The 16,647-nt window shown below is 67.8% G+C and carries 6 protein-coding genes and 1 pseudogene; 5 read left to right on the top strand and 2 right to left on the bottom strand.

What is annotated here, in order from left to right; all coding sequences use genetic code 11:
- Positions 1 to 22: 22 nt before the first annotated feature.
- Positions 23 to 559, bottom strand: a complete 537-nt coding sequence (locus AB0F68_RS27050; protein WP_357343223.1) for a hypothetical protein — start codon at positions 557 to 559, stop codon at positions 23 to 25.
- 335 nt (positions 560 to 894) lie between these two features.
- On the opposite strand from AB0F68_RS27050, the gene pglW reads away from it, so the two are divergent.
- The 5 genes from pglW (at position 895) to AB0F68_RS27075 (ending at position 15,869) form a co-directional block, all read left to right on the top strand.
- Complete coding sequence (gene pglW / locus AB0F68_RS27055; protein ID WP_357343226.1) at positions 895 to 5,070, top strand: BREX system serine/threonine kinase PglW; 4,176 nt, start codon at positions 895 to 897, stop codon at positions 5,068 to 5,070.
- Positions 5,067 to 8,660 (top strand): BREX-2 system adenine-specific DNA-methyltransferase PglX, encoded by a 3,594-nt coding sequence (pglX, locus tag AB0F68_RS27060; protein ID WP_357343228.1) that lies wholly within the window; start codon positions 5,067 to 5,069, stop codon positions 8,658 to 8,660. Before pglW ends, pglX begins: the two co-directional genes overlap by 4 nt.
- A 97-nt stretch (positions 8,661 to 8,757) precedes the next feature.
- A complete protein-coding gene (locus tag AB0F68_RS27065) occupies positions 8,758 to 12,567 on the top strand; it encodes a hypothetical protein (RefSeq protein ID WP_357343230.1) in 3,810 nt (1,269 codons plus the stop codon).
- Positions 12,564 to 15,257 (top strand): BREX-2 system phosphatase PglZ, encoded by a 2,694-nt coding sequence (pglZ, locus tag AB0F68_RS27070; protein WP_357343232.1) that lies wholly within the window; start codon positions 12,564 to 12,566, stop codon positions 15,255 to 15,257. Before AB0F68_RS27065 ends, pglZ begins: the two co-directional genes overlap by 4 nt.
- A gap of 9 nt (positions 15,258 to 15,266) precedes the next feature.
- Positions 15,267 to 15,869, top strand: coding sequence for a BREX system ATP-binding domain-containing protein (locus AB0F68_RS27075; RefSeq protein ID WP_357343234.1), 603 nt, complete (start codon positions 15,267 to 15,269; stop codon positions 15,867 to 15,869).
- Positions 15,870 to 16,052: 183 nt separating this feature from the next.
- Here AB0F68_RS27075 and AB0F68_RS27080 read toward each other — a convergent pair.
- Positions 16,053 to 16,280, bottom strand: a pseudogene (locus AB0F68_RS27080) (winged helix-turn-helix domain-containing protein).
- Positions 16,281 to 16,647: the final 367 nt, after the last annotated feature.

Genomic DNA, 16,647 nt, shown 5'->3' on the forward strand with positions numbered 1-16,647 from the left:
TGGCCTCCATGGTCATCGTTGCTCAGCAACGTCGATCATGGACGCCCTCGTCTGTGTGCGCTGTCCCCGTATCCCTTGGAATAGATCGTCTAGGCAGTTGATCGCTGATCCACTCGTGCAGGTGGCTACGGGCCGCGTTCTCCGCGTCTCGGACCTTGTTCACCAATGCCGCCCAAAGGTGCCGCCGCGCACCGACGGAATGGTGCCGCAGCACCACACCCCGCCAGGCGTCGGTGCGCTCCTCTTCGGCGAGTAACCGATCCTCGCGAGCCGTGGACCCGTAGGCCACCCCGTTGGCGAAGGCCTCAATCCAGGTCTCCGCGTCGGGGTTGAGCTGCCAGGACCGAGCCAAGATGCGCAACGTTGCCCGCCTGGTCCGGTCGTCGCCGGTCCATGCCTGCGGGTCGTGCCGGCCGTCAACAGTCGCCGTGAAGACAGCCCCCAGTGGTTCCAGGTCGGGAGTCTCCTCGTCCTGCTGCAGGCTTAGCCGGCCCAGCGCCGCCGACGGAAGTCGCAGACCCGGTCCCCGCTCGAGACCGGCGACGAGCGGGGCGTACATCTCGGTGACCTGCCGCGGGCAGGGGTGCCGGCCGGGACGCAGTGCGCCTCGCCTTGCCGCTCTCTTCGTGAGGTCGACCTACAGGGTGGCCGCGGCCGGAAGCGGACCAGGTCAGCAGCGCAGATTGCTCGAACCGAGGGGTCGATTCAATTCGTCCACCTCGCCGCCTTCGCTCGGCTCGAGCTTGCGGTCGAGCCCGCCCTGTGTCACCCTGGTGGGCTCTGCCGTTCAGATCACCCCACTGCGCGACGCTCGCACTCCTCCTGAGGCTGTCGGTGCAGGACGCTAGGCTGCAGCAACATCGATGTCGCACACCCCGGAGCAACGAGTAACCGATGAAGGCCGATTCGCCCAACTGGAAGGTGATGGGCCCGCCCGCGACGCCGGAGGAAGCGGCCGCGCTCGAGGCTTTCCGTGAGGTTCTGCCTGACGATGGTCGCACCACGGCGTGGGTGAACCTGACCTTCATCGACACCAACAACCGCACGGCCGAGGTCGACGTCCTCCTGCTGACTCCGGTCGGTCTCTTCTGCGTCGAACTCAAGGGGTGGCATGGCATCATCACCGGCAACTCTCAGCGCTGGTACCAGCCTGGCAAGACGCACCCGAACCCGTTCCTGATCACCGACCGCAAGGGCAAGCGTCTCGCGTCACTGCTCAAGTCGTACGCGTCGAGCCCTCACATGGAACGGAGCGTCCCGTGGGTCAACGCGCTCGTCGTTTTGCACGGACAGGGATCCACGTTTGCGGTTGACGCCTCGGGCCGTGCCGGCGTCGTCAAACTTGATACGTACGACGTCACCTCCAAGCCTCCGCTGCAGCGGTTGAGCGAGTTTCTGGCGACGCCGCCGGCCAACCCGAAGGATGCCATCGACCCGCAGCGCGCCCGCCTCGTGCGGCACCTGTGCGACAAGGCCGACTTCCGTCCGACTCCCAAGACGCGGATGGTCGGCGACTACGCGGTCGCCGAGTCCGACCCGGTGGCCGAGGGAGTCGACTGGCAGGACGTGGTGGTCACGCACCCGAACCTGACCAAGATCAAGCAGCGGCTGCGCCTGTACGACGTGCCGCCCAAGGCGTCCGCGTCGGAGCGCAAGCGTATCGAGCAGCTTGCCCAGCGCGAATACCAGCTCACCTTCGGCATCCGCCACGAGGGCATCGCGGTGCCCCAGCAGTTCCTGGTGACCGACGACGGTCCCGCTCTCGTCTTCGAGTACCAGGACGCCGAGCGGCCGCTCGACGCGTTCCTCGCTGACGAGGGCGCCGCGCTCACGGTTGACGACCGCGTTGCGATGGTCGAGCAGCTTGGGGACATCCTCCGGTTCGCGCACAACCGCCACCTTTTCCACCGAGCCCTTTCGCCGCAGCGGGTGTGGGTGCGGCCCTCGCCGGACGGACCCCGTCTCGAGGTACGCGACTGGTACTCGGCGCAGAAGGACCGCGAGACGGCCGCATCAACACGCTGGACCGTCATCAGCCGTGGCGTGACGGACCTGCTCGGCGTCGCGGGCGCGGAAGACCTGGTGTGGCTCGCGCCCGAGGCGCGCCAGTCGGTCGCCGACGTGCCCGGGGCTCCCCTGGACGTCTTCGGATTCGGCGCTTTGGCGTTCTTGATCCTGACGGGCAAGGCGCCGGCGACGACGATCGCCGAGGTCCAGGAAGTCCAGCAGCATGCCGGACGGTTCGATCCGCGCGCGGTCACCGCAGCCCTGCCCGACACGCTCGCCGAAGTCGTGGCCAACCTGACCTCCGTTGACGAGGCGGCGCGCCCTGCATCTGTGGAGGACGCGCTCGAACTGGTCCGGATGGCGTGGGACGAGGTGCGCCGACCTGACGACCAGGCCCCGCCGGTGGAGATCGAGGATCCGCTCGACGCCCAGACCGGCGACATGATCGGCGGACGGTTCCTCGTCGTCGGTCGCCGCGGCGAGGGTTCGTCGGGCGTTGCCCTTGCCGTGCTGGATGACCAGGCGGGCGATGACAAGGAGCTCATCCTCAAGGTTGCGCGCAACGACGCCGCCGGACGCAGGCTCGACGTCGAGGCCGATGTGCTCGGCGGGCTCGAGCACCCCCGCGTCGTCCGGCTTGTCGAGACGCTTGAGCTCGGCGGCCGTCGCGTGCTGCTCATGTCCGACGCCGGCAAGGAGACCCTCGCCACGCGTCTGGTCAAGGAAGGTCAGTCGACCCTGGAGCAGCTGCAGCGCTGGGGCGCCGACCTGCTGGAGGCCATGGCCTACCTGATCGACGTCAAGGGCGTCTTCCACCGGGACATCAAACCCGCGAACCTTGGCATCGCCCCGGACCCTGGCTACCGCAAGCCCCACCTGACCCTGTTCGACCTCTCGTTGGCCCGCGAGCCGCTGGACAACATCGCCTCCGGCACGCCCGGCTACCTCGACCCGTATCTCGGCAAGGGACGCCGCACCCGCTACGACCGGGCGGCCGAGCTGTGGGCAGTATCGGCGACCCTGTTCGAGATGGCGACTGGCGTGCTGCCCTGGTGGCCCAACGGCGCAAGCGCACCCGCCAACGCGACCGATCGGCCAGTGGTCGAGCCGACGTCGTTTGATCCCGCCGTCGGCGCCCAACTCACGGAGCTGTTCCGCAAGGCACTGTCGCCGGAGGTCAAGGAGCGGTTCGGCAACGTCGAAGATTTGCTGCGCGCCTGGAGTGACGTCTTCGCAGGCCTTGCCCTGGACGACGACGCACGGCAGAAGGACGACGAGCTCGCCTCCAAGGTCACGTTGGAGACGCCGCTGGAGCAGTCCGGTCTGTCGGCGCAGGCACTCTCCGCGCTGCGCCGCCTGGACGGCGTGGTCACGGTGGGCGACGTCCTCGGCGTTCACCCCGTCAAGATCAACGGCATTCGCGGCCTGGGGGAAACCTACCGCAAGGAGATCCAGAGGCGCATAACCCAGTGGCGCACCGGATTGCGCCCCACCGAGCCTGCTCCGGGACTCGAGGTAGCGCTCGGCGTCGACCGCGTGGTCGACAACCTGCTGGAGATGCTCCCCGCGGCGGACAAGCCGCTCGCGCGCGGCCTCCTCGGCTTCGGCGACGGTGCCCCGTGGCTCACGGCCGCCGAGGTCGCGGCCAGCTTCCAGACCACGCGCGAACGCGTCACCAGCATGCTCGACGACGCCGTCGGCGAGTGGACGAAGGACAAGCCGTTCCTCGCCGCGCGCAGCGAGCTGACCAATATCGTCGCAAACGCCGGGCGCGTCATGACCGTGCCCGAGGCGGTCGCCGCGCTCCTGACAGTGCGCGGCTCCACGCTCGACGGCGCCGAGCGAACGACCTACGGCACCGCGCTGGTGCGGGCGATCGTCGAGCTGGACGCCCGCGACACCGAACCTGACTTCGTGCTCCGGCGCCGTGCCGGCGCAAAGGTCGACCTGCTCGCATTGAGCGAGGACGCGACGGTCTCGGACGACGGCGACTCCTTCCCACCCGCGGACTTGCTCACCGACCTGGCCGGCGAGCTCGGCAGCAAGGCCGACGACCTGGTTGCCGGTGGCGTCGTCGCCGCCAGTACGGCGATCAGCGAACTCCGCGGGGTGACCGACGAGCTCGACGGCGCCGGCCAGTGGCAGGTGACCGACGCGCGCCTGCTGCGACTGGCCGCGGCCGCGAGCCAGACCGCGGCCGTGTCAGGGTTCCAGGAGCTGTACCTGCGCGCACTGCCGATCAAGGAGGCGCTCGAGCACGCGATGCGCGGCAAGCCGGGCCGCTCCATCAGCCAGATGGCGGTGCGGCGCACTCTCAGTGCTCGGTTCCCGCACCTGACCGAGCCGCTGCCCAACTCCGACAGGCTCGACGCGCTCATGCGCGAGCTGTACCCCGAGCTGGTCAACCGGAACGGTATCTACGCACCCAAGAGCACCGTGCTGTACACCACGGGCACGGTCTCGACGACTCAGTTCGCGCCCACACCTGCCGCTGAGGTCACGCGCAAGCTCACCGAGTCGCTCGACAGGCATTCGGCGCTCACCCTCACCGTCGCGCCCAAGCGGTACGTCGCTGCCGCCAGGGCGCTGGCCTCGAAGTTCGACATCGACGTGCTCGACGTCGCCGAGCTCGTCATCAGCGCGACCAAAGAGCAGATCGAGAAGGCCGGCGGTATCTGGAGCGGTCTGCTCGGCTATGACGCGCTGGACCGTGACAGCAAGCAATGGAAGGCACTCGAAGGTGTCGTCCAGAGGTCAGTCGAACCCGTCTGGGCCGAACGACTCAGCTCAGACCGGCCGCTTCTGCTGACCAACGCCGGCCCGCTGGTGCGCTACGGCATGGCCTCCCTGCTTGCGACGCTGCTCGACACTGGCAGCAAGCGGCCCGCCGTGCGCTGGCTGCTCGTCGCCAAGGCCGGCGACGCCCGGGCTCCGCTTCTGGAAGGACGATCGGTACCGCTCGGACCGAGCGGCTGGATCGACCTTCCCCGCGACCTCACTCTGCTCACCGACGACGAGCACGCTGCAGCACAGCGCACCAGCCCGACCGGAGACCGTGCATGATCAACTCTTCCGCCCTCCTCACCGACCTGAAGGCCCAGCTGCGGGTCCTACAGGGCGACCTGAAGGAGCGCGCCGACGACCCGACCACCACCTGGGGAGCCACCCTCCAGCGCCAGTACGCCAAGGCACTGCGCCGCGAGCGCACCGGGCTGTCGTGGACGGCCTGGCGGGACAACGAGGTCGACCAGGCGGCCGTCGCGTGGATCGTGGCGACGACGTTCGTCCGGTTCTGCGAGGACAACGACCTCCTCGTCGGCGCTACCCTCGACGGCTTGCCCGTCCCCGTGGGTTGGATCGCCGGCCCTGGTGACCGCACCCTCCGCGCACGCGAAAACCAGACCGCGTACTTCCGGGTCAACACTAGCCACCATGACCGCGACTGGCTCCAGCAGTCCTTCCGCGTGCTGGCCGCCCAGCCCGCCGGAGCAGCTCTCGTCGACTCGCAGCACAACCCGGTCTGGACCGCCGAAATCAGCGCGGAGGCCGCCAAGGGCCTCGTCGACTTCTGGCGGCGCACCGACGCCGGCGGCGCGCTGGTGCACGACTTCACCGACCCCGACCTGGACACCCGCTTCCTCGGGGACCTGTACCAGTACGTGTCCGAGCACGCTAGGAAGACCTACGCACTGTTGCAGACGCCGGTGTTCGTCGAGGAGTTCATCCTCGATCGCACCCTGACGCCCGCAATCGCCGAGTTCGGCCTCGATGGGCTCAAGCTGATTGACCCCACCTGCGGATCCGGTCACTTCCTGCTCGGAGCGTTTGAGCGGCTCAACCGACAGTGGGCTTCCGAGGCGCCGGGGCTTGATCCTAAGCAGCGGGTGCGCAAGGCGATGAATTCTCTCCACGGCGTCGACCTCAACCCTTTCGCCGTTGCCATCGCCCGTTTCCGCCTGACTGTCGCCGGCATTTTGGCCGCAGGGGAGAAGTCTCTCGTCGGTGTGCCGGAGTGGGGATTTCACCTGGCGATCGGAGACTCGCTCCTCGGCGAGCAGGGCGGCGGCGTCGGACTCTTCGACAACGACGAGACCTACACCTACGGCACTGAGGACCTCAGCGAGTACGTCGACATCCTCAAGCCCGGCCGCTACCACGTGGTCGTCGGCAACCCACCCTACATCACAGTGAAGGACCCCGTACTCAATGCCGCGTACAGGGCCGCCTACAAGACCGCGCACCGCCAATACCAGTTGACCGTTCCATTCATGGAGTTGTTCTTCCGGCTCGCAATTCGGGGCGAACGGGGTAGAGCAGCGGGCTACACCGGCCAGATCACGTCAAACGGGTTCATGAAGCGAGAGTTCGGCAAGAAGCTTATCGAGGAGCTTTTCGGCGGCTTTCATGTGGACAACCCGGTTGATCTCCTCGAAGTCATCTCGACAGATGGTGCCTACATTCCGGGACACGGCACGCCAACGGTCATCGTCGTTGGGCGCAGGAGGCGTCCCGTGAGCGGCCAGGTGCGTACAGTTCTCGGCGTGCGCGGCGAGCCGGGTCAGCCGGACGATCCCGCAAAGGGTCACGTGTGGGTCGAGATCGTCGAGCACGTGGACGACCCAGGGTTCGATGGCACCTACGTCTCGGTCGCGGACGTAGATAGATCTGAGCTTTCGACGCACCCATGGTCGCTCTCTGGTGGTGGAGCGGCAACTCTCTTCGCACAGGTCGAAGCCGGCTCGGCGATCAGGCTGAGCGAAGTACTCGATCGACCCGTCGGCGGGGCGATCCGGGCAGGAGCCGACGAGGTGTATATGCGCCCACGGCTACTTGCGTCGGAGCGGGGACTGAAAAACTTCACCCGCCAGTTCGTTGTAGGCGACGGAATCCGTGATTGGCGGAACGCCGGTACCGAACAGATCCTGTTCCCCTACGAAGAAGAAACGCTTCGATCTACTGGCGTGCTAGATACAACACTGTGGCCGTGGCGGACCATGCTCGCGAAGAGAGCCACATTTCAGGGAGTAATGGCAGACGCAGGATTGCGTTGGTCGGACTACATGCAGTTCACGCGCTGGGCGATCACGGCGAAAATGGCGATCACGTTCGCGTTCGTGGCGACCCACAACCACTTCGTGCTCGACCGCGGCGGTAAGGTCTTCAAGCAGTCCGCGCCAGTGATCAAGCTGCCGGAGGGCGCGACCGAGGAGCAGCACCTCGAACTGCTTGGCGTGCTCAACAGCTCAACGGCGTGCTTCTGGCTCAAGCAGGTCAGCCACAACAAGGGCAGCACGGTTGACACCAGCGGCGCTCGACAGACGCTGGCCCCGTGGGAGGATTTTTACGAGTTCACTGGCACGAAGCTCCAGGAGTTTCCGCTTCCTGCTCACCTTCCTCCTGTGCGAGGGGCGGTCTTGGACGAACTGGCGCGTGCGCTTGACTCGGTGACGCCACGCGCGGTGGTTGCCGATTGGCGTGAAGGCCGTGTCGATGGCCGGCTCGCGGAGGCCCTGATCCGGGCGCATGACCAGTGGTCGGGGTTGCGTGGGCGGCTCGTGTTCGAGCAGGAGGAGCTCGACTGGGAGACCTACGCGCTCTATGGCGTCGTGGACGAGCCGATGACCTATGACGGTTCCTCTTTCGAGGCGATCCATCTTGGGCAGCGCGCCTTCGAGATCGCGTTGGCGCGACGTATCGAAGGCGGCGAAGATGGCGCCGCCTGGTTCGAAAGGCACGGCTCGGTCCCGATGCTGGAGGTGCCCGCGGAGTGGCCCGAGGACTACCGAGCGCTCGTGGAGAAGCGGCTAGCGCTCATGGAGTCGGACCGGAGCATTCGACTGCTCGAGCGCCCGGAGTACAAGCGCCGGTGGGCGATTGCTGGGTGGGGCAAGCAGCGCCAGGAGGCACTGGAGGCGGCGATCCTCGACCGTCTCGAGGATGCGGAGCTCTGGCGCGACTACCAGGGGCCGAGCACTCGTTCGGTGGCCCAGCTGGCGGACCTGCTGCGCAACGACGAGGTCGTGCTTGAACTGGCACGAGAGCTGACGGGCAACCCTGAACCGGATCTCGTAGCGGTGATCGGCTCTCTGGCGCCGACCGAAGCTGTTCCCTACCTGGCGGCGTACCGGTACAAGCCCTCAGGCCTGGAGAAGTTCCGCGAATGGCAGGTGGTCTGGGATCTGCAGCGGCGCGAGGACGCGGGAGAGAAGGTGACGATCCCGGTTCCTCCGAAGTACTCGACTCCCGACTTTCAAAAGGTGGAGTACTGGAAAGCGCGCGGCAAGCTCGACGTGCCCAAGGAACGGTTCGTGCTCTATCCGGGGGTCGGGCGCGAGGGTGACCTCAGCCCCGTCCTCGGCTGGGCCGGCTGGAACCACCGCGATCAGGCGATTGCGTTGGTCCGCGAGAGCATAAACCAGCAGGCCCTCGGTGCGTCGAACGACGCGCTGGTACCCATGGTTGCCGGGCTCGTTGAGCTGGAGCCGTGGCTGCACCAGTGGCACACCGAGCTCGAACCGGAGTTCGGATCCAGTGCCGCGCAAGCGGTCACCAGCCAGATCGACCAGTTCCTGGCTCAGCTGCAGATGACCCGCGACGACGTGAACGCGTGGCGGCCCCCGGCGGCGGCGCGAGGTCGACGTCGGCGCACCTGATCGCACTTGGCTGTGGCAATCGTAGCGACCGACAAGCGACGTACCTGATGAACGGAAGTTCCCACCGATGAGCACTCCCACCGCTGGTGCCCTAGCGATGATGCTGCGCGACGCGATCAACGTACCCGAGGCCGTCCACGACGACGACTTCGTCATGCGGATTCACGAGGGGGTTCCTGCTGCCGAGCAGACCCTCAGGGACTACGTCGTCACGGAGAAGATCGCCGGCGCGTTCGGCGACGGCTTGACCCTGGTGAAGTCCGCGCTCACTCGGGGCAACGCCAAGGGTGCGTTCATCCATGGCTCGTTCGGTGCAGGTAAGTCGCACTACATGGCCGTGATGCACCTGCTGCTCACGGGCAATCCCCACGCGCGGGCCCTCGAAGGGCTGCAGGCCGTCGTCGCCGAGCACGCAGACGTCTTGTCGCGGAAGTTTCTGGCGGTCGACTACCACCTCATCGGGGCCGAATCCTTTGAGGCCGCTCTGTTCTCGGGGTACATCAACACGGTCAAGGCGAAGCACCCGGAAGCGGCCGCCCCGGTGCTCCACCAGAGCGACCTGCTGTTCCAGAACGCACAGGCTCTCCGGACGCAGATGGGCGACGAGCTGTTCTTCTCGAAGTTCGCGGCGGACTTCGACCCGGTGCTGGGGACCCTGAGCGGGGGCGGGCTGACTGCGGCGGAGCTCGACGCGGCGGCCGACGGCACCGCGAGCGAGCGCGACCGGCAGGCGGTGGCGGCCAAGTTGGTAGAGACCTACTTCCCGGCCTACACCTCCACCTCGGCCTGGCTGCCCATCGACCAGGGGCTTCGGATCATGACCGAGCACGCCAAGGGGCTGGAATACGACGGTCTAGTGCTGTTCCTCGACGAGCTGGTGCTGTGGCTCGCCAACCACCTGCGTGACTCGGCGTTCATTCAGAACGAGACGTCCAAGGTGGCCAAACTTGTCGAGACCGGGTCGGGGCAGATGGAAATCCCTATGATCTCGTTCGTTGCTCGGCAGCGCGCGCTGAAGGAGTTCCTCGGTGGCGGCAACGTCGGTGCCGAGCAGGTCGCGCTCGAGGATTCGTTCCAGTGGTGGGAGGACCGGTTCGACAAGATCACCCTCGCCGCCGCCGACCTTCCGGAGATCGTCAACAAGCGTCTGCTGACCCCCACGTCGGAGGCAGGCAAGACGGCCCTGGCCTCCGCGGTCGCTCGCGTGCGTGCCAATCCGACGGACTGGAAGCACCTGCTCACGGATGGGGCCGGTTCGGGCGCCGTCGACTTCGAGAAGGTCTACCCGTTCTCCCCGGCGCTCGTGGACGCGATGGTCGCGCTGTCGGCAATCATGCAGCGCGAGCGCACCGCGCTGAAGATCATGAGCGAGCTGCTGTACCGCGGGCGTGACGAGCTCACCGTCGGCGACGTCATCCCGGTTGGCGACCTGTTCGATGTCGTCGTGCTCGGTGATGCCAAGCCGCTGACCGACGACATGGTCAAGGTCTTCGAGGCGGCCGCCTCGTTCTACCGCGGCAAGATGCGCCCGTACCTGCTGGACAAGCACCACGTCAGCGACGCGGACGCCCGGACGCTCGACCGCAACCACCCGTTCCGGCGCGAGGACCGCCTCGCCAAGACTCTCCTTGTCGCGGCGATCGCACCGGGGGCCACGTCGCTAAAAGACCTGACGGCGTCCAAGCTCGCCGCGCTCAACTTCGGCAGCGTCGTGTCCATGTTCGGCGGGCACGTGTCCGGGCAGGTCGTAACCCTGGCCACCGAGTGGCAGGGCAAGTTCTCTGAGATCACCGTCGGCTCGACCGCGGACCCGGTGATCAGCCTGCAGCTGACGGGCGTGGACTTCGACTCCATCCTCGCGCACGTCACACAGGAGGACTCCCACCCGAACCGCCGCCGGCTCATCCGCGACACGCTCATCACCGAGATCGGCGCCGTCGCCACTGGCTCGTACGCGGGCGAGTACACACTCGACCACGTCTGGCGAGGCCAGAAACGCTCCGTGGACGTCGTGTTCGGGAACGTGCGGGACAAGGCCGCGCTTCCCATCGAAGCGCTCAAGGCGTCGGACGGGCGATGGAAGCTCGTGGTCGACTTCCCGTTCGACGACATGGACGACCGCGGACCGTCCGACGACGTCGAGCGCATCTACACGCTTCGGCAGGAAGGCGTCGTCAGCGACACGATCGCGTGGGTGCCCCACTTCCTCACCACGCAGCGCATGGAGGACGTGGGCAAGCTCGTCCAGCTCGAGTACCTGCTCACCGGCGACCGGTTCGACCAGTACGCCACCAGCCTGCCGGTCAACGACCGCGAGCCCGCACGCCGACTCCTGACCAGTCAGCGCGACTCGCTGCGCAGCCAGCTCGCCGCGCTCCTACGCCAGGCCTACGGCGTGGACGCCAGGAACGAGGAGAACATCGGAACCTTCGTCGCTGGGACCAACTTCGTCACCCTCGCCGACGGCTTCACACCGATGCAACCCTCGGCCGCGACGTTGCGCGACGCCGTGGTCGGAGTGCTCAGCTCTGCGCTGACCGCCCGCTACCCTAAGCACCCGGAGATCGAGCGCGGCACCGAGGAAGTCCGCCGTGCCGAGCTGAACGCCGTGCTGGACCTGGCGCGCAAGGCCGTGGACGCCGGTGGTCGTCTGGCCGACGTCGACCGGGCTACCGGAACTCGGGTACGCCGCATGGTGACCGCCTACGGCGTCGGGGCCCTGCGCGAGACGACCTACGCGCTGGACGCCCAGCACTTCGTGTTCTTCGACGAGTTCACCCGCGCTGCAGGCACCGGCGACGTGACCGTCGGGACCCTGCGCGGCGTGCTGGCCGAGCGTGGCATGACGACCGACGTCATGGATCTGCTGGTGCTGGCGTGGGCGAAGATCACCGACCGCGAGTGGTACCGCGCCGGCGCTCGCACACCCGAGCCCGGCATCGGCTCGTTGGCCCCGGACATGCTCTTGCGCGAACCCGTGCTGCCGTCCGAGGAGGAGTGGCAGGTGGCGCTGACCCGCGCCAAGGCCCTGTTCGGCGTGGGAGCTGACGAGTACCACCTGTCGACCGCCGCGCTGCAGCGCGTCAGTGATGCGCTCCTGGGCAAGGTCCGTCCAGCCCTGCACACGACCGCGGACGCCGCGGCGGAGATGGCCGCGCACCGCGAGACTCTCGGGCTAGACGAGACCGCGCCACGATGGCAGACGGTGACGCGCGGCCGGGACCTGGTCGCCGTGCTCGCCGCGGCCGATGGATCAGTGGCGAGGATCCAGGCGCTCGCCCAGTTCGACCTCCCCGCCGAGTCGCAGGCGATCGCCCGTTCCATCAGCACGGCGGGCGACGTCGTGGCCGCGCTGCGCGGCGCGAACTGGGGGCTGATAGATCGGCTGCCCGCGCTCGGCGGGGATCGCGCGGCCCGCGCGCTGACGCAGCTGCGGGAGGCCGCTCGGCAGGCGGAGCTGCACGCTCCGCTCAAGCCAGCCCTTGAGACTGCCGCGCGTGAGGCGACCGAGGCTCTTCTTGACGACCCCGACGAGATCGAGCGTCGCCGACGGGAGGAGGAAGAGCGGCGTCGCCGTGAGGCGGAAGCCGCACGCCAGCGGGAAGAGGCCGAACGCAAGGCTGCTGAGGAGCGTGCGGCTCGCGAGGCGGAGCTCCAGCGCGAGCGAGAGCGGCTGGAGGCCCAGCGTCGTGAGCAGCAGGAGCGCGAGGCGGAGATCGCCCGCAAGCTCGCCGAGCTCGATCGGATTCGCCTGGAAGAGGAGGAGCGCCAGCGGCAGCGCCTGGCTGAAAAGAGCCAGCTCGTCGCACGCGTCGTCGAGGTCCAGGAGATCGGCCGGCAGATCAGCGACGAGCTTGCTAACCCCGTTCCGGGCAAGAAGCTGCGGGTGAGCTGGAGGTGGGAGTGACCAGCGCCCAGCCCGAGGTGACGCGCACCGTCGCCGTCTCCGAGGCGCTCGTGCGCTCGCGCGCCGCCGAGCTCATCGCCAAGGGCGGCGACTCACGTGTGCTCGTGATGCGCGCCCAGCCGCGCTGGCACGGCGGGGACCTGACGGTCGAGGGTCAGCGCGTCCGGGTGGTCGAGGGCATCTCCCAGCTGGCGATCCTCGATGCCTATGCCGCACAGCGGGACGACGAGTACCTGGTGGTGCTAACCGACCGGCCACGCACCGATCTCAGCGACACGGTGCTTGCCCGAGCCTACCGCCAGCAGATCGAGGACCCCGACGAATGGGGGAGCGTTCCGGCACTGTTCGGCGCAGCGCGCGAAGTCAGCCGCGAGCTGCGCCGGCTCGACTGGGCGGCCACGGCTCTGCTCGACCACGAGCCTGCGGGGGGATGGGCGCCGTCGACCGATCTCGCCGTGACCGCCGAGCACGCCATCGGCGGCCTGCTCGCGCACCTGCTGGGGATCGACTCGGGCGACCTCGACGGCGTTCTCATCCTCACCGCGCTGAACAACGGGTCCCGCGCTTCCTGGTCTGCGGTGGATCCGGAGCTGCAGGATCACCTGGTCAAGTGGGCCGAGCAGGAGTATGGCCCCGCCGCCGGGTTCGCGCTGCGCACCACTGCCGCCCCGGGCGGGCTCGTCAAGCCCCTCGCGCTCGGGCTGGCCATTGACGTGCTGTGGCCTCACCCCGCCGGCGATCTCACCGAGGAGCAGGTTGCCGCGCGCACCCGGTTGCTCGAGCGCTACGTGGGCGGTAGATCCGTCACACCGCTGCAGGCGCGGGAGATCGCCAACGCCTCGGTGTCCGCGGTGCTGCGCCTGTCGAGAGAGGGCGACCCCGAGGGACGGCTCGGCGTCGTGCTCGACCAGGCCGAGGCGCTGCTGCGCGACAACCTGGGCTGGCCCGCCGGCGCCGAGCGGTCGGCGATCCTTCGCCCAGGATTCACCGCTCGGCTTCGAGTCCTCGGGCAGGCACTCGATGCCGGGGCAGGGGCCGAGGAGGCACTGGCCGCGGTGCTCGACCACCGCGAAGCAACCCTGGACGGACATGACCTCGCACCGAGGATGGCCGTGCGACTTGCCCGCTGGCTGGCCACTGCGGAGCGGGACGTGCACAGCCTCGGAGGAGACCTCCAGCGGCAGCTCGACGATGGCACCTGGGTCGACGCGGCCCTCGGCGTGCTCTGGAGTGGTTCTCCTGACGCGGAGATAGGCGCCGCGTACGGCCGGCTGATCGAGCGCGTGCGTGCTCGGCGCCGAAGGCGCGATGAGACAGCCGCGACGCACCTGGGCGACTCGGCTGTAGAGCGTTCGCTCGACCTGCTGGCCGATGGACGGGCGCTCGGAATCGAGAACGTCCTTCGCGCCGTCGTCGACCCGTGGAAGTCTCACGGCGGAGTGCTGCTGGTGGTCATCGACGGCATGAGCGGTGCGGTCGCCGTCGACCTCGCCACCGAGGTCGGGCGCTCGGGGCTCGTCGAGTGGGTACCGGCCGCGACCAAGCGCCGACTTTCGGCGGTGGCTGCGCTGCCGTCGATGACCGGAATTTCACGCACGAGTCTGTTGTGCGGCGAGATTCGCGTCGGCAACTCGGCGACGGAGAAGGCGGGCCTCGCTACCGCGTTCCCCGGCGCGCGGCTGTTCCACAAGGGGGATCTGCGGGCCAGTGGAGGGGCGCAGCTGGCGGACGGCGTGGCCGTGGCGATCGCCGATCCGGCCGTCCCCGTCGTCGGCGTGGTCATCAATGCCATCGACGACGCGACACACAAGAATGAGAGAACTCGGCCATGGACGATGGCCGAGCTCGATCCGCTGCGGGCGCTCCTCAACGCCGCGTCGATTGCGGGTCGTGCCGTCGTGCTCACCTCCGACCACGGCCACGTCGTCGAGCGTGAGACCGAGATGCTGCCTGCCGCCGCGGGGGGTGACGCACGCTGGCGGCCAGCATCGTCTGGTCCTGCCAAGGATGGCGAGGTGCTCGTCAGGGGGCCGCGCGTTGCAGTAGACGCAGGCGAGGTCGTGATGCTGTGGCGCGACGACGCGAGATACGGAGCTGCTCGGGCCGGGTACCACGGCGGTGCGTCGCTGGCCGAGCTGACCGTGCCGGTGCTGGTGTACCAGCGATCGCTGGCACAGTCAGCGCCTGAGGGATGGGAATTGGCGCCGCCACAGGCGCCGGCGTGGTGGAACGACCCGGTCGTCGAGGCCAAGGTCGAACCAGCTGAGACGGCTGCGGCGAAGAAGTCGCGCAAGAAGGCCGTGGTGGACAAGGTCCCCGCGCTCTTCGAGTTGGAGATGGAGTCAGGAGCGCCGCACCCCTCGCTACCGAGGAAACCGCATGATTTCGTGGCGCGAGTGCTTGATTCGTCTGTCTACGCCGACCAGCTGAGGCTGGCGGGTCGTGCAGCCGCGGGGGCAGGGCTGCTCGTGGAGACCGTGCTGCGCACCCTCGTCGACCGCGGCGGGCGAGCGCACCAAGAGACGGTCGCCTCGGCGGCGGGGCTGCCGTATGCCGGCATCGGGCAGGGACTCGCAGTCGTCAAGCGCATCTTGAACGTCGAGGGGTACGAGATCCTTTCCTTCGACAGCGACGGCGAGACCCTGCGGCTCGACCTCAAGCTGCTGAAGGACCAGTTCGAGGTGGCGTGATGGCGGACGTTGCGATCAGCCCCCCGGCGGCGCAGGGAGATCATCGACGCCCTGCGCCGCGGCACCGTGCCGCAGCAAGGGCTCGACATCATGGCTGTAGGGCGTGGCAGGTTCGAGGCCGCGATCGATGACGAGCTTGAGGCCGTCACGCAGGGTGGAGCGCAGTTCAAGGCGGTCCGCGGCGACGACGGATCCGGCAAGACGTTCTTCTCGCGCTGGCTGACCGAACGGGCGAAGAAGAGGAACTTCGCGACGGCCGAGGTTCAGATCTGCGAGACCGAGACACCCCTGTACAAGTTGGAGAAGGTCTATCGGCGCATCGTCGAGAACTTCTCGACGCCAGGCGTTTCCAGCGGTGCGTTGAGCGACGTCGTCGACGGCTGGCTCTACGTGCTCGGACAGGACGAGTGTGCGCTGCACGAGCTCCACGCCGAACGCGTCAGCCTCGAACTCGATCAGCTTCGCCTGTTCCTGGGCACTGGCGGGCACGGAACCCGGCCGGTCGACGATCACATGCTCCAGGTGTGCTCCACCGGTCGGCGCAACGGCAGCCCACACCGGTGGGCACGGCAGGGCACTCCTGGGCACTCGTGGGTATCCGCTGGCAGGTAGAATAGGCGCTCGCGCCCTCGTAGCTCAGGGGATAGAGCACCGGTTTCCAAAACCGTGTGTCCCAGGTCCAGGCTCCGGGTGCAGCGTCGCGTCACGCCCTGAGCGGCAGCAGTGTCGTCGCTTGATCGGCAGGAGGCCGCGGCGGACTGGCTGTCAGCGGCATCGTCACGGCGGGAGCTTGAGCTATCTCTGATGCTCAGCGATGAAGGTCCCCTTGCCCTGCTGGCCTTCCACGAGGCCTCGGTCGCGAAGGATCCGTAGTGCAGCCTGTGCGGTCGAAACACTGACCTTGTACTACTCGGCCAGCTGGGCGTACGTGGGCAGCTTGTCGCCCGGTGTCAGCTCTCCATTGTCGATCTGCTCCGTGATGGCGTTGACGACGCGTAGATAGTCCGCGGGTCGGTTGGGCATGTGATGGCACTCCTCGCTCGGCTCTTCGATTTGAGCACGAGGAGGTCATCAACTACAAGATGCATGTTGACTTAGGTAAGTACGTCACCTAACGTCGTCGGCGCGGGTTTCCTCGCTCGGCAGCCTGGTTTCCCGCGTCCTGGGTGATTGCCCAGCGTGTCGGGGCAGCGGCTGTGACGGAGAACCAGGTCGTCAGAGCTGTCCCGGCATCGCTGAGCCTGAGCTCTTCACTCGGCGCACGAGCGCTGAGGCGCCAACGGAAGGCAAGGCATCGCACATCGTTTAGCTGCTCGCAACGGCTACGGAATGGCAGAAGCAGGCCCGGGGTGGGTGCTGGGCTCCGGCCGGTACGAACGCGCGGTCGTAA

It is taken from the genome of Micromonospora sp. NPDC023966, from assembly GCF_040639095.1.
In the GTDB taxonomy this organism is placed as follows: Bacteria; Actinomycetota; Actinomycetes; order Mycobacteriales; family Micromonosporaceae; genus Micromonospora.